General features: G+C 70.8%; 13 protein-coding genes and 5 tRNA genes. 4 read left to right on the forward strand and 14 right to left on the reverse strand.

Annotation, left to right across the window (positions count from 1 at the left end; translation table 11 throughout):
• The first annotated feature begins 91 nt into the window (after positions 1-91).
• Positions 92-739 carry a 2-phospho-L-lactate guanylyltransferase gene (gene cofC / locus IE321_RS29300; RefSeq protein ID WP_190225131.1) on the forward strand — a complete coding sequence of 216 codons (648 nt, stop codon included), beginning with the start codon at positions 92-94 and terminating at the stop codon, positions 737-739.
• Between the two features lie 10 nt (positions 740-749).
• A complete protein-coding gene (locus tag IE321_RS29305) occupies positions 750-959 on the forward strand; it encodes a hypothetical protein (RefSeq protein ID WP_043229322.1) in 210 nt (69 codons plus the stop codon).
• An 87-nt stretch (positions 960-1,046) separates the two neighbouring features.
• On the opposite strand, the gene IE321_RS29310 is transcribed toward IE321_RS29305, so the two are convergent.
• The 4 genes from IE321_RS29310 to leuC form a co-directional block, all read right to left on the reverse strand.
• Positions 1,047-1,745 (reverse strand): HU family DNA-binding protein, encoded by a 699-nt coding sequence (locus IE321_RS29310; protein ID WP_043229320.1) that lies wholly within the window; start codon positions 1,743-1,745, stop codon positions 1,047-1,049.
• A gap of 143 nt (positions 1,746-1,888) precedes the next feature.
• Positions 1,889-2,116, reverse strand: coding sequence for an SCO5555 family protein (locus tag IE321_RS29315; RefSeq protein WP_030750706.1), 228 nt, complete (start codon positions 2,114-2,116; stop codon positions 1,889-1,891).
• 104 nt (positions 2,117-2,220) lie between these two features.
• Positions 2,221-2,814: a 3-isopropylmalate dehydratase small subunit gene (gene leuD, locus IE321_RS29320; protein ID WP_043229318.1), complete on the reverse strand. Its 594-nt coding sequence runs from the start codon at positions 2,812-2,814 to the stop codon at positions 2,221-2,223.
• A 6-nt stretch (positions 2,815-2,820) separates the two neighbouring features.
• On the reverse strand, positions 2,821-4,245 hold the full coding sequence (leuC, locus tag IE321_RS29325) for a 3-isopropylmalate dehydratase large subunit (protein ID WP_043229317.1): 1,425 nt from the start codon (positions 4,243-4,245) through the stop codon (positions 2,821-2,823).
• A 139-nt stretch (positions 4,246-4,384) separates the two neighbouring features.
• Here leuC and ndgR point away from each other — a divergent pair, with 139 nt between their 5' ends.
• Positions 4,385-5,101, forward strand: coding sequence for an IclR family transcriptional regulator NdgR (ndgR, locus tag IE321_RS29330; protein ID WP_017235973.1), 717 nt, complete (start codon positions 4,385-4,387; stop codon positions 5,099-5,101).
• A gap of 146 nt (positions 5,102-5,247) precedes the next feature.
• On the opposite strand, the gene IE321_RS29335 is transcribed toward ndgR, so the two are convergent.
• The 10 genes from IE321_RS29335 to IE321_RS29380 all read right to left on the reverse strand — a co-directional run bounded on the left by IE321_RS29335 (position 5,248) and on the right by IE321_RS29380 (position 9,925).
• Positions 5,248-5,320 (reverse strand) — tRNA-Glu (locus tag IE321_RS29335).
• 36 nt (positions 5,321-5,356) lie between these two features.
• Positions 5,357-5,428, reverse strand: a tRNA-Gln gene (locus IE321_RS29340).
• 22 nt (positions 5,429-5,450) lie between these two features.
• A tRNA-Glu gene (locus IE321_RS29345) sits at positions 5,451-5,523 on the reverse strand.
• A 61-nt stretch (positions 5,524-5,584) separates the two neighbouring features.
• Positions 5,585-5,657, reverse strand: a tRNA-Glu gene (locus IE321_RS29350).
• A 41-nt stretch (positions 5,658-5,698) separates the two neighbouring features.
• A tRNA-Gln gene (locus IE321_RS29355) sits at positions 5,699-5,770 on the reverse strand.
• A 93-nt stretch (positions 5,771-5,863) separates the two neighbouring features.
• Positions 5,864-6,589, reverse strand: coding sequence for an HAD family hydrolase (locus IE321_RS29360; RefSeq protein ID WP_043229313.1), 726 nt, complete (start codon positions 6,587-6,589; stop codon positions 5,864-5,866).
• Between the two features lie 42 nt (positions 6,590-6,631).
• Positions 6,632-7,273, reverse strand: coding sequence for a DUF4241 domain-containing protein (locus IE321_RS29365; RefSeq protein WP_190225132.1), 642 nt, complete (start codon positions 7,271-7,273; stop codon positions 6,632-6,634).
• Between the two features lie 87 nt (positions 7,274-7,360).
• Positions 7,361-8,836 carry a glutamate--tRNA ligase gene (gene gltX, locus IE321_RS29370; RefSeq protein WP_190225133.1) on the reverse strand — a complete coding sequence of 492 codons (1,476 nt, stop codon included), beginning with the start codon at positions 8,834-8,836 and terminating at the stop codon, positions 7,361-7,363.
• The gene (locus IE321_RS29375; protein ID WP_043229304.1) at positions 8,829-9,614 is read right to left on the reverse strand and encodes a fumarylacetoacetate hydrolase family protein; all 786 of its coding nucleotides are present in this window, start codon (positions 9,612-9,614) and stop codon (positions 8,829-8,831) included. Before IE321_RS29375 ends, gltX begins: the two co-directional genes overlap by 8 nt.
• A gap of 113 nt (positions 9,615-9,727) precedes the next feature.
• Positions 9,728-9,925: a hypothetical protein gene (locus tag IE321_RS29380; RefSeq protein ID WP_043229303.1), complete on the reverse strand. Its 198-nt coding sequence runs from the start codon at positions 9,923-9,925 to the stop codon at positions 9,728-9,730.
• A gap of 571 nt (positions 9,926-10,496) precedes the next feature.
• Between IE321_RS29380 and IE321_RS29385 the strand changes: the two genes are divergently transcribed.
• A partial coding sequence (locus IE321_RS29385; RefSeq protein WP_190225134.1) for a sensor histidine kinase occupies positions 10,497-12,863 on the forward strand: 2,367 nt, incomplete at its 3' end.

The following is a 12,863-nucleotide window of genomic DNA, read 5'->3' on the forward strand; positions in this document are numbered from 1 at the left end:
TCAAGTGTCGCCCCATGCTCCTGCTCTGTCGAGGACACCGTACGCCCCGGGGCCGGGGCCGTACCGCCGGGGCGGGACAGAATGGGCGGCGATGAACACGGATGCGGACGACGGCTGGTCCCTGGTCGTACCCCTGAAGCCCCTGGCCCTGGCGAAGAGCCGGCTGGCCCCCGCGGCGGGTGAGCTGCTGCGGCCCCGGCTGGCCCTGGCCTTCGCCGAGGACACCGTCGCGGCGGCCCTGGACTGTCCGGAGGTACGGGACGTGGTGGTGGTCACGGACGATCCGGCGGCGGGCCGGGCGTTGGCCGCGCTGGGGGCCCGGATCGTGCCGGACGTCCCGGCGGCGGGGCTGAACGCGGCGCTGGCGCACGGGGCCCGGACGGTGCGGGCACGGCGGCCGCACGCGCGCGTGGCGGCGCTGAACGCGGATCTGCCGGCGCTGCGTCCGGCGGAGCTGGCGCGGGTGCTCGCGGCGGCCCGGCAATTCCCGAGGGCATTTCTCGCGGATGCCGCCGAAATAGGTACGACATTCCTCTCGGCGGCGCCGGGGGTGGAATTGGAACCGGCATTCGGCGGTCCGTCGCGGCTTCGGCATTTGTCGTCGGGCGCGGTGGAAATCCTGCTGGCCGGGGTGGATTCCGTCCGCCGGGACGTGGACACCGGGGAGGATCTGGCCGCTGCGGGCTTCCTGGGGCTCGGCCCGCGGACGTCGGCCCGGCGGCCGGCGGCGGCCGGATAGGCTGCGGCCCATGCAGGCGACCGCGTACACGTACGACCCCGAGCAGCGCAGCGGCAGCGTGCTGCTCGACGACGGCACCCCGGTGGAGTTCGGGGCGGAGGCGTTCGACGCGGGCGGGCTGCGACTGCTCCGTCCGGGTCAGCGGGTGCGGATCGAGACCGAGCCGGGCACCTCGGGCGCGGGCCTGCGGATCACGCTGGTGACGCTGCAGACCTTCTGAGCCGCTCCCCCGTACGGCCGCGGGAACGCGCCGCGGGCCGGGCTCCCGTGAGCGGGAGCCCGGCCCGGCGGACGTGCGGTGACCGTCCTACTTCTTGGCGGTGGCCTTCTTGGCCGTGGCGGTCTTGCGCGCCGTGGTCTTCTTGGCGGGCGCCTTCTTCGCCGTGGTCTTCTTGGCCGGGGCGGTCTTCTTGGCGGCGGCCTTCTTGGCCGTGGTGGCCGTGGTGGCCTTCTTCGCGGCGGCGGTGGTGGTCTTCTTGGCGGCCGCCGCCGTCTTCTTGGTGGCCGCGGAGGTCTTCTTCGCGGCGGCGGTGGTGGTCTTCTTCGCCGGGGTCGCCTTCTTCGTGGCGGCGGCGGTGGTCTTCTTGGCCGGCGTGGCCTTCTTGGCGGCGGCCTTCTTGGCCGTGGTGGCCTTCTTGGCCGCGGCCTTCTTGACGGTGGCGGAGGCGCCACCGGTCAGGCTGCCCTTGGGGGCCTTCTTGACGGAGACCTCGCCGCCCTTGGGGAGCTTCTTCGAGCCGCTGACCAGGTCCTTGAAGCCCTGACCCGCGCGGAAGCGCGGAACGGAGGTCTTCTTGACCCGCACGCGCTCACCCGTCTGCGGGTTGCGGGCGTAGCGGGCGGGACGGTCGACCTTCTCGAACGAGCCGAAGCCCGTGACCGAGACCCGGTCGCCGGAGACCACGGCGCGCACGATGGCGTCGAGCACGTGGTCGACGGCTTCGGCGGCCTGCTGGCGACCGCCCAACTTGTCGGCAATCACTTCTACGAGCTGCGCCTTGTTCACGTCTTCCCCTTCGGAGACTTTGCCGGAACGAAACTGTTCAAGCTTTTTCGCACGTTAGGCATGTATATACCGCAAATCAAACACGAAACGGGCTAATCACTCTAGTGCCGCAACGTGGAAGTGCCGTTGCGGAGTTCCTGGTGTCAGTCGTCTTCAGGGAATCGGCCCTCGTCGAGGTCCTTCATCAACCGGTCCAGACGCGTTGCCGCGTCCGCGAGATCGTGCTTCGCCGCGGCCGTGACGACCAGCAGCTTCCGGGACAGCGCCATCCTTACGCCCTCCGGGACTTGCAGTGCGCGCACCCGGGAGTGCGCTTCTTTCAGTCGGTCGGCGACTTCCTCGTAGAGCTTGAGTTGGTTGTCGCGTTCCATGCACCGATTGTGCCATCTAGGGCGAGTTGTCGCCCGACAGGGTCTCAACAAGCGACTGCGCCCCCCACCGGAGGGTGGGGGGCGCAGTCTTGGAAAAGCGCTGCTCAGGCCGTAATTGTACGGGGCTTGAAGGACGGCCTGGCCGCCTCGTAGGCCGAGATGTCGGCTTCGTTCTGAAGGGTGAGGCTGATGTCGTCGAGGCCGTTCAGGAGCCGCCAGCGGGCGTTCTCGTCGAGCTCGAAGTCGGCGTCGATCCCGGCCGCCAGGACCTTGCGGGCCTCCAGGTCGACGGTGATCTCGGCGGTCGGGTCGGCCTCGGTCAGCTCCCAGAGGGCGTCGACGGTCGCCTGGGGCAGGACCACGGTCAGCAGACCGTTCTTCAGCGAGTTGCCGCGGAAGATGTCGGCGAAGCGGGCCGAGATGACCGTCTTGAAGCCGTAGTTCTGGAGCGCCCAGACGGCGTGCTCACGGGAGGAGCCGGTGCCGAAGTCGGGGCCGGCCACCAGGACCGAGGCGCCCTGCCGCTCGGGGCGGTTGAGGACGAACTCGGAGTCCTTGCGCCAGGCCTCGAAGAGGCCGTCCTCGAAGCCGTCGCGGGTGACCTTCTTCAGCCAGTGCGCCGGGATGATCTGGTCGGTGTCGACGTTGCTGCGGCGCAGCGGGACGGCGCGGCCGGTGTGCGTGGTGAAAGCTTCCATGGTTCCTCAGACCCCCGCGGTGGTGACGGCGTCGGACAGGTCGGCCGGGGAGGCCAGGTGGCCGAGGACGGCGGTGGCGGCGGCCACCTGGGGGGAGACCAGGTGGGTGCGGCCGCCCTTGCCCTGCCGGCCCTCGAAGTTGCGGTTGGAGGTGGACGCGGAGCGCTCACCGGGGGCCAGCTGGTCGGGGTTCATGCCCAGGCACATGGAGCAGCCCGCGTGCCGCCATTCGGCGCCGGCGGCCTTGAAGACCTTGTCCAGGCCCTCCTCGACGGCCTGCAGGGCGACCCGGACGGAGCCGGGGACGACCAGCATGCGGACGCCGTCGGCGACCTGGCGGCCCTCCAGCAGGGAGGCGGCGTTGCGCAGGTCCTCGATGCGGCCGTTGGTGCAGGAGCCCACGAAGACGGTGTCGACCTTGATGTCGCGCAGCGGCTGGCCGGCGGTCAACCCCATGTACTCCAGGGCCTTTTCGGCGGCGAGGCGCTCCGAGGGGTCCTCGTACGAAGCCGGGTCGGGGACGTTCGCCGAAAGCGGGGCGCCCTGGCCGGGGTTGGTGCCCCAGGTGACGAACGGCGCCAGCTCGGCGGCCTCGATGACGACCTCGGCGTCGAAGACGGCGTCCTCGTCGGTCCGCAGCGTCTTCCAGTAGGCGACGGCGGCGTCCCAGTCCTCGCCCTCGGGGGCGTGGGCACGGCCCTTGAGGTAGGCGAAGGTGGTCTCGTCGGGGGCGATCATGCCCGCGCGGGCACCGGCCTCGATGGACATGTTGCAGATGGTCATGCGGCCCTCCATCGAGAGTTTCTCGATGGCCGAGCCCCGGTACTCCAGGACGTAGCCCTGGCCGCCGCCGGTGCCGATCCGCGCGATGACGGCGAGGATCAGGTCCTTGGCGGTGACGTCGGCGGGCAGCTCGCCGTCGACCGTGATGGCCATGGTCTTCGGGCGGGCCATGGGCAGCGTCTGGGTGGCCAGGACGTGCTCGACCTGGCTGGTGCCGATGCCGAACGCCAGGCCGCCGAAGGCGCCGTGCGTGGAGGTGTGGGAGTCGCCGCAGACCACGGTCATGCCGGGCTGGGTCAGGCCCAGCTGCGGTCCCACCACGTGGACGACGCCCTGCTCGACGTCGCCGAGCGGGTGGAGCCGGACACCGAACTCGGCGCAGTTCTTGCGCAGGGTCTCCAGCTGGGCGCGGGAGACCGGGTCGGCGATCGGCTTGTCGATGTCGAGGGTGGGGGTGTTGTGGTCCTCGGTGGCGATGGTGAGGTCGAGGCGCCGCACCTGCCGGCCGTTCTGGCGGAGACCGTCGAAGGCCTGGGGGCTGGTCACCTCGTGCAGCAGGTGAAGATCGATGAAGAGGAGGTCGGGCTCGCCCTCGGCGCGCCGGACGACGTGGTCGTCCCAGACCTTCTCCGCGAGTGTCCTACCCATCGCTTTCCCTCCGGCCGGCGGCTGCGCCGGCACCACTAGAGACCGTTTCGCGGTCCGTTGTGCGGCCGCCTCACCAGAGTGACAAGTTCCTCGGAAAATTGAACTTGCGTTTCACAGAGTGAGACGCGAATATCGTTGCATGGACAACTCTAGCGGCGTAGGCGTTCTCGACAAGGCAGCCCTTGTCCTGAGCGCCCTGGAGTCCGGTCCGGCCACCCTCGCAGGACTGGTCGCGGCGACGGGACTCGCACGACCCACGGCCCACCGTCTGGCCGTGGCATTGGAACACCACCGGATGGTCGCCCGCGACATGCAGGGCCGTTTCATTCTCGGCCCGCGGCTCTCGGAGCTCGCGGCGGCGGCCGGCGAGGACCGCCTCCTGGCGACGGCGGGCCCGGTGCTGACGCATCTGCGCGACGTCACCGGCGAGAGCGCGCAGCTCTACCGGCGCCAGGGCGACATGCGCATCTGCGTGGCGGCGGCCGAGCGGCTGTCCGGTCTGCGGGACACGGTCCCGGTGGGCTCCACGCTCACGATGAAGGCCGGCTCGTCGGCGCAGATCCTGATGGCCTGGGAGGAGCCCGAGCGGCTGCACCGCGGCCTCCAGGGCGCCCGCTTCACGGCGACGGCCCTGTCGGGCGTACGGCGCCGCGGCTGGGCCCAGTCGATCGGTGAGCGCGAGCCGGGCGTCGCGTCCGTCTCCGCGCCCGTCAGGGGCCCCTCGAACCGCGTGGTGGCCGCCGTGTCGGTCTCGGGTCCGATCGAGCGCCTGACGCGCCACCCCGGCCGGATGCACGCGCAGGCGGTCATCGACGCCGCCGCCCGCCTCAGCGAGGCCCTGCGCCGCAACGGCTGATCCCGCTTCCTCTGTTCACCTGTACGTTCCCCGGCCCGCCGCTCCAACGCCGCAGCGGTGGGCCGGAGTTGTGTCCGCGTCCGGCGGGGCGCGTCGGGAATAGCGAAGAAGCCCTCCCCCGAAGGGAAGGGCTTCTTCATGTCGCGTACCCCCGACCGGATTCGAACCGGCGCTACCGCCTTGAGAGGGCGGCGTGCTAGGCCGCTACACAACGGGGGCTTTGGATCTCGCAGGCGTTTCCGCCGCAGACCCGAGCTGGTCTACCAGGACTCGAACCTAGACTAACTGAACCAGAATCAGTCGTGCTGCCAATTACACCATAGACCAATACGTGGTTAGACCAGCGTCGTACCCCCGACCGGATTCGAACCGGCGCTACCGCCTTGAGAGGGCGGCGTGCTAGGCCGCTACACAACGGGGGCCCTAGCGATCCTGCATCGGGTTCACCGGGAGCTACCCAGGTGATCCCGCGGGAAGGATCTGTACCCCCGACCGGATTCGAACCGGCGCTACCGCCTTGAGAGGGCGGCGTGCTAGGCCGCTACACAACGGGGGCTTTGTGGATGCCATCCACGGTTTGCAGATGAGCTCTGCGAGCTGGCCTACCTGGACTCGAACCAAGACTAACTGAACCAGAATCAGTCGTGCTGCCAATTACACCATAGGCCACCGGGGCGCCATCCCCACCATGGGGGATCTTGCTCGGCTTGCGCTTTGCGGGTTCTTGCCTTTCGGCTTGTTCCCCTCGGCGCAGGAAGAACATTACCCGAAGGTGGACGGTGCTCCAAAACGGGTATCCCCGCGGAGCAGCGGGGGGAGCTGGTGGAGGTCGGTGATGCGCCGCAGGCCGGGCTGCTCGCCGGCGCCGGAGCGGTCCAGCCAGATGCCGTGGAGCCCGGCCTCCTGGGCGCCCAGCGCGTCGATGTCGGGCCGGTCCCCCACGTACGCCACCTGGTGCGGGGCGAGGCCGAGCGCCGTACAGGCGGCGTGGAAGGCCGCGGCGGCCGGCTTCGCGCTGCCGAGCTCGGCGGCGCACAGGACGGCCTCGAAGTGGTCGCGGACGCCGAGGGCCCGCAGCTTGGGCTCCTGGGCGTGGATGCTGGAGTTCGACAGGACGGCCTGCCGGTAGTCGGGGGCGAGCAGGTCCAGGACGGGCAGGGCGTCGGGGAAGAGCTCCCAGGCGGCCTCGTAGTGGGTCACGTACCGCCCGAACCAGGCGTCGGCCTCGGCGTCGGTCAGGGCCGGGCGGTCCAGGAAGTCGCGGACGCGGTGGCGGCGCTGGTCCTGCCAGCTGCCCGCCGGCTCCTCCTCGTAGCGCCGCCAGTGCAGCTCGGTGAGCTCCTTCCAGCGGCGCAGGGCGTCCTCGACGGTGCCGTGCAGCCCGGTGAGGCCCTCGGCGGTGAGGTGGGCGCGCATCCCGGTGCGGTCGGCTCCCGCGTAGTCGAAGATCGTGTCGTCCACGTCCCAGAGGACGGCCCGGATGGTCATGGAACCGACCGTACGCTCCCGGCGGGCCCGCCGGGAGCGGTTTCAGAGGACCTTGGCGAACCGGAAGGGGCGCAGGTCGGTGACGAAGCAGGCGACCTCGCCGTCGGCGTCGCGCCCGACCCAGGTCGGGTAGAGGCCGTCGCCCCAGCCGGAGACGAAGACGGCGATGGTGTGGCCGTTCTCACCCTCGGCGAGGAAGGCGCCCGGGCTCCGGGGCGAGTCCAGGACCTCCCAGATGACGCCCTTCTCGTCGTCCGTGCCCGGGAAGGAGTGGTGGGCGGCGGTGTCGAGGAAGCTGCCGAGGCCGGCGTCGACGCCGTAGCCGAAGCAGTCGTCCTCGGGAGTCGCCTCGCCCGGGACCAGGGCGGGCTCCCAGCGGGCCACCGGGGTGTCGCGGATCACCAGGCGGGCGGCGGCGTTCACGGTGTGGTCGTACGGGTACGTGAAGGACGCCTCGGCGATCTGGACGCGGTAGCGGCCGGGCGGGACCGTGACGGCGAAGGGCGCGGGCCGCTCGTCGTCGTCGCAGAGGTGGACGATCGGGTCGCAGGCGACGAGCTCGCCGGTGGGCAGGCCGATCTCCCCCAGTTCCCGGACGTCGAAGGTGACGTCCCTCTTGTCCTCGGTCGGGACGACGGCTCCGGGGGTGAACCAGTGGGCGAAGTCGGGTGGTGTCATGGGCATGAGGCGACCCTAGGGGGCGGGTACGACGACGGGGGCGGCGGCCGGAAGGGATCCGGCCGCCGCCCCCGTGGTGTGCGGGGCGCGTGGTTACGCGGCGAGCTTCGCCAGGGCCGCGTCGACGCGGGCCAGGGTCTTCTCCTTGCCCAGGATCTCCAGGGACTCGAAGAGGGGCAGGCCGACCGTGCGGCCGGTGACGGCGACGCGGACGGGGGCCTGGGCCTTGCCGAGCTTGAGGCCGTGGGCCTCGCCGGCGGCCAGGACCGCGTTCTTGAGCGACTCGGGGTCGTTCCAGTCGGCGTCCACCAGCTTCTCGCGGGCGGTGGTCAGGAGGGCCGCGGGCTCGCCCTTCATCGCCTTGTCCCACGAGGGCTGGTCGAAGACCGGCTCGGGCAGGAAGAGGAAGTCGACGTTGGCCGTGATCTCGGAGAGGACGGTCAGGCGGGTCTGGGCGTGCGGGGCGATCCGCTCCCAGGCCGCGCGGTCGAAGTCCTCGGCCGCCCAGGGGGCGTGCGGGGCGCGGAGCCAGGGCTCGCACGCCTCGGCGAAGGTCTTCACGTCCAGCATGCGGATGTGGTCCGCGTTGATGGACTCGGCCTTCTTGAGGTCGAAGCGGGCCGGGTTGGCGTTGACGTCCGCGATGTCGAACTTCGCCACCATCTCGGGGATGGTGAAGATGTCCTGGTCGGCCGAGAAGGACCAGCCGAGGAGGGACAGGTAGTTCAGCAGGCCCTCGGGGAGGAAGCCGCGCTCCCGGTAGAGGTTGAGGCTCGCCTGCGGGTCGCGCTTGGAGAGCTTCTTGTTGCCCTCGCCCATCACGTACGGCAGGTGGCCGAAGGCGGGGATCTCCTTGGCGACGCCCAGCTCGATCAGCGCCTTGTAGAGCGCGACCTGGCGGGGGGTGGAGGAGAGCAGGTCCTCGCCGCGCAGGACGTGGGTGATCTCCATCAGGGCGTCGTCGACCGGGTTGACCAGGGTGTAGAGCGGGGCGCCGTTGGCCCGGAGGATGCCGTAGTCCGGCACGTTCTCCGGGGTGAAGGTGAGCTCGCCGCGGACCAGGTCGGTGAAGGTGATGGCCTCGTCGGGCATCCGGAAGCGGACGATCGGCTCGCGGCCCTCCGCCTCGTACGCCGCGACCTGCTCGGCGGACAGCTCGCGGCAGTGGCCGTCGTAGCCGGACGGCCTGCCGGCGGCGCGGGCGGCCTCGCGGCGCTCGTCCAGCTCGGCGGTGTTGCAGTAGCAGTGGTACGCGTACCCGCCGGCGAGCAGCTTCTCGGCGACGTCCTTGTAGATGTCCATCCGCTGCGACTGGCGGTACGGGGCGTGCGGGCCGCCGACCTCGGGGCCCTCGTCCCAGTCGAGGCCGAGCCACTTCAGCGAGTCGAGCAGCTGGTCGTACGACTCCTCGGAGTCGCGGGCCGCGTCGGTGTCCTCGATGCGGAAGACCATCGTGCCCTGGTTGTGCCGGGCGAAGGCCCAGTTGAAGAGGGCGGTGCGGACCAGACCCACATGGGGGTTGCCGGTCGGGGACGGACAGAAACGGACGCGGATGTTCGCGTTAGCCACGCTTGATCACCCTGTTGGTGAGAGTGCCGATGCCTTCGATGGTGACGGCGACCTCGTCGCCGACGTTGAGGGGGCCGACCCCGGCGGGGGTGCCGGTGAGGATGACGTCGCCCGGGAGCAGCGTCATGGCCTCGGAGATGTGGACGACCAGGTCCTCGATGGAGCGGATCATGTCGCTCGTCCGACCGAGCTGGCGTTGTTCGCCGTTGACCGTGGCCTGGACGGCCAGGTCGCTCGGGTCGAGGTCGGTCTCCACCCAGGGGCCCAGCGGGCAGCTCGTGTCGAAGCCCTTGGCGCGGGCCCACTGGACCTCGCGCTTCTGGACGTCGCGGGCGGTCACGTCGTTGGCGCAGGTGTAGCCGAAGATCACGTCCTTGACGCGCTCCCGGGGCACCTCGCGGCACATGCGGCCGATCACCACGGCGAGTTCGGCCTCGTGGTGCAGCTCGCTGGAGAAGGAGGGGTACTCGATGGCGTCACCGGGGCCGATGACGGAGGTGGTCGGCTTGAAGAAGGCGACCGGGACCTCCGGGACCTCGTTGCCGAGTTCCCTGGCGTGCTCCGCGTAGTTGCGGCCGATGCCCACGACCTTGTTGGGGAGCACCGGCGGCAGGAGCCGTACCTTGCTCAGCGGGACCTTGGTGCCGCTGAGCTCGAAGTCGGTGTACGGGATGCCCCTGATGATGTCGAGGACGAGGCCGCCGGACTCGACGGTCCCCTCGCCCTCGACCGCGCCGAAGGCGACATTGCCGTCGATGGAGAATCTGGCGATGCGCACGAGTGCTGTCGCCCCTCACTTGGTACTGGCTGGAGTCTGACGCTCCAGGCTAACGCGGCGCGGGGCGGCCGACCGGCGGATATCGCCGGTGGCGGACGGCGGAGGGGGCCCGGTCAGGCCTCGGCGAGGTAGGCCGGCACGTAGGGCGCGGGGGCCTGCATGAGGACGGTGCGGCGCGGGTTGGCCGTGGCGTCGGGGAGCTGCGCCGCGTACTCGGGGGTGGCGCCGCGGCCGAGGTCGGCGGCGTCCGAGAGGTGGGCGAGGGTGGAACGACGCGGGTTGGCCGTGGTGGCGGGCGTGGGTGCAGTCATCGCGCTGGCAGACCTTGTTCCGGGACGGGCGCCCGTGCGGGCGCGAGAATGGTGTAAAGCGTCAGGCTAAATCAAGGCGTTCCCTTCGAATGCATGGCTGAGACATCCATTCCGGTGTGAGTTTGCTCACCACTGGGTGGATTTTCCGGTCATTACGGACGGGCATGTCAGGTCACGGAAAGGGACATTCCGCCACTGAACCCGCCATTCCGCTCCTGATCATCGCTACTGGGACACTCGGGGGCGCCAGGTCATTGGAGGGTAAAAGTCCGAAACCTCCCTGATCATCTTCTACACCCCGTGACCTCCCGCGCACAGCAGGTCATCCCCTCTGCGGTACAGACCGCAGCCCTTGTTGGAGTTCCGGCACTGTGCTGGAATTCCACGCACCGCCGCGGGTTCGACGCCGGCACGCAGGGGGCGCAACGCAGCGCCGGCCGAGTGGCGGGAAAGGGGGATCTGCGCCGGTCACCGACGACCACCTGGGGCGCACCGACGCGTCCCGACGACGCCGACACCGTCCGCTCCGGTTCCACCCGGAAGGACGCCTGGTCCAGAGGTTGCGACGCTAGTGCAGGGACGTTTCAAGAGGGATGGCGCGGGCTCCGCCCAGGCTCGCAAGGGCCGCGCGGACGCTCCGTCCGAGCAGGAACCGCGTGCCGGGACCGATCGCGGTCCCGCGGCCCCGCACTCCACCCAGCAGGCGCCCGGTCAGGGCGGCCAGGGCAGGGTCCAGGGCAAGCCCCAGAGCAAGGGCCAGCGGCCGAACGGCGAGTCCGGCGAGGGCTCCGCGCGCCGTTCCGGCCCGTCCGCCGCGCCCGGCGAGCAGACCGGCGCGGCCGGCTCCGCACGCGACGGCAAGGGCGGCACGCCCTCGGCGCCCGAGAACTCCACCGGCCCGCGAATAGCGCTCCGCAACTGGCGCATCTCCACCCGCCTGGTGGCCCTGCTGACCCTCCCCGTGGTCGCTGCCACCAGCCTCGGCGGCATCCGCATCAGCGAGTCGCTCCAGGACATGCAGCAGCTCGACCACATGCAGCTGCTCACCAAGCTGACCCGCGAGGCGACCGCGCTCGCCCAGGCCCTCCAGGCCGAGCGCGACCTGTCCGCCGGTCCGCTCGCCAACGGCCGCCCGGTCAGCGACTACCAGGTCGCCAACCCGCGCCGCCGCACCGACCGCCAGTACGACGCCTTCCTCGACGCCACCCGGGCCATCCCGAACGGCGAGGAGGACGAGGCGCTGCGGAGCATCCGCTCCAACGTCAACACGATCGCGTCGCAGGTCATCGACCTCCACAACATCCGGACGAGCGCCTACAAGAAGGGCGTCTCGCACTCGGTGACGGTCGAGGCGTACAGCCGTCTCATCCGCTCGTTGCTCAGCCTGTCCCAGGACATGGCCCAGGCGACCAGCAACCCGGACATGATCAAGCGGACCCGCGCGCTCGCCGCGTTCTCGTCCGCCAAGGAGTACGCCTCCATCCAGCAGGCGATCATCGCGGGCGCCCTGCCGGCCAGCGACAAGACCGCCGGCCGGATCCAGCCCGGTGACCGCCTCTACGGCGAGGCCGCGCTCAACGGCGAGAGCAACGCCTTCAAGTCCTTCACGGCGATCTACGAGGCGACCGGCGGCGACGCCACCGACCTCACCGACTCGCTGCACTCCGGCAACCCGACCATCGTCGACGCCGAGAAGTACGCCGAGCGCGTGCTCAAGGCCGACGAGACCATGCCGGGCGGCCCGAGGCGCGGCTACCTCAACTTCACCGACGAGTACGAGACCAAGATCGCGGCCATGAGCCGCATCGAGAACCAGCTCCTCGGCGAGATGGAGACGATGGCCCGTGAGCTGCGGCAGGAGTCGCAGCGCGAGGCCATCATCAACGGTGCGCTGATCCTGCTCGTCCTCGGCGTCTCGCTCATCGGCGCCTTCGTCGTGGCGCGGTCCATGATCCGCTCGCTGCGCCGGCTCCAGGACACCGCGACCAAGGTCGCCCAGGAACGCCTGCCCGAGCTCGTCAAGCAGCTCTCCGAGTCCGACCCGCAGGACGTCGACACCTCCGTCGAGTCCGTCGGCGTGCACTCCCGGGACGAGATCGGCCAGGTGGCCGCGGCCTTCGACGACGTGCACCGCGAGGCCGTCCGCCTCGCCGCCGAGCAGGCCCTCCTCCGGGGCAACGTCAACGCGATGTTCACCAACCTCTCGCGCCGTTCCCAGGGCCTCATCCAGCGTCAGCTCTCGCTCATCTCCGAGCTGGAGTCCCGCGAGGCCGACCCGGACCAGCTTTCCTCGCTCTTCAAGCTCGACCACCTCGCGACCCGTATGCGCCGGAACGGCGAAAACCTCCTCGTCCTCGCCGGCGAGGAGCCGGGCCGCCGCTGGACCCGCCCGGTCCCGCTGGTCGACGTCCTGCGCGCCGCCGCCTCCGAGGTGGAGCAGTACGAGCGCATCGAGCTGGCCGCGGTCCCGGCGACCGACGTCGCCGGCCGCGTCGTCAACGACCTCGTGCACCTCCTCGCCGAGCTGCTGGAGAACGCCACCTCGTTCTCCTCCCCGCAGACCAAGGTCCGGGTCACCGGTCACGCGCTGCCCGACGGCCGCGTGCTGGTCGAGATCCACGACACCGGCATCGGCCTCTCCCCCGAGGACCTCGCGGCGATCAACGAGCGGCTCGCCTCGCCGCCCACCGTGGACGTCTCCGTCTCCCGCCGCATGGGCCTCTTCGTGGTCGGCCGCCTGTCCCTGCGACACGGCATCCGCATCCAGCTGCGCCCGTCCGACTCGGGCGGCACCACCGCGCTCGTCATGCTCCCGGTCGACGTCGCCCAGGGCGGCCGCAAGCCGGCCCCCAAGGCCGGTCCCGGCGCCCAGGGCGCGGCCCCGCAGGGCGGCAACGCCCCCGGCGGTCGTCTGCCCGGCGGCCCCGGCGCGGCCGGC

The sequence above is a fragment of the Streptomyces hydrogenans genome, assembly GCF_014656075.1.
GTDB lineage: Bacteria > Actinomycetota > Actinomycetes > Streptomycetales > Streptomycetaceae > Streptomyces > Streptomyces hydrogenans.

Coding starts and splice junctions, on each gene's coding strand:
- cofC (WP_190225131.1), top strand. CDS start 92: ATGAACACGGATGCGGACGACGGCTGGTCCCTGGTCGTACCCCTGAAG.
- IE321_RS29305 (WP_043229322.1), top strand. CDS start 750: ATGCAGGCGACCGCGTACACGTACGACCCCGAGCAGCGCAGCGGCAGC.
- IE321_RS29315 (WP_030750706.1), bottom strand. CDS start 2,116: ATGGAACGCGACAACCAACTCAAGCTCTACGAGGAAGTCGCCGACCGA.
- leuD (WP_043229318.1), bottom strand. CDS start 2,814: ATGGAAGCTTTCACCACGCACACCGGCCGCGCCGTCCCGCTGCGCCGC.
- leuC (WP_043229317.1), bottom strand. CDS start 4,245: ATGGGTAGGACACTCGCGGAGAAGGTCTGGGACGACCACGTCGTCCGG.
- ndgR (WP_017235973.1), top strand. CDS start 4,385: ATGGACAACTCTAGCGGCGTAGGCGTTCTCGACAAGGCAGCCCTTGTC.
- IE321_RS29360 (WP_043229313.1), bottom strand. CDS start 6,589: ATGACCATCCGGGCCGTCCTCTGGGACGTGGACGACACGATCTTCGAC.
- IE321_RS29365 (WP_190225132.1), bottom strand. CDS start 7,273: ATGCCCATGACACCACCCGACTTCGCCCACTGGTTCACCCCCGGAGCC.
- IE321_RS29380 (WP_043229303.1), bottom strand. CDS start 9,925: ATGACTGCACCCACGCCCGCCACCACGGCCAACCCGCGTCGTTCCACC.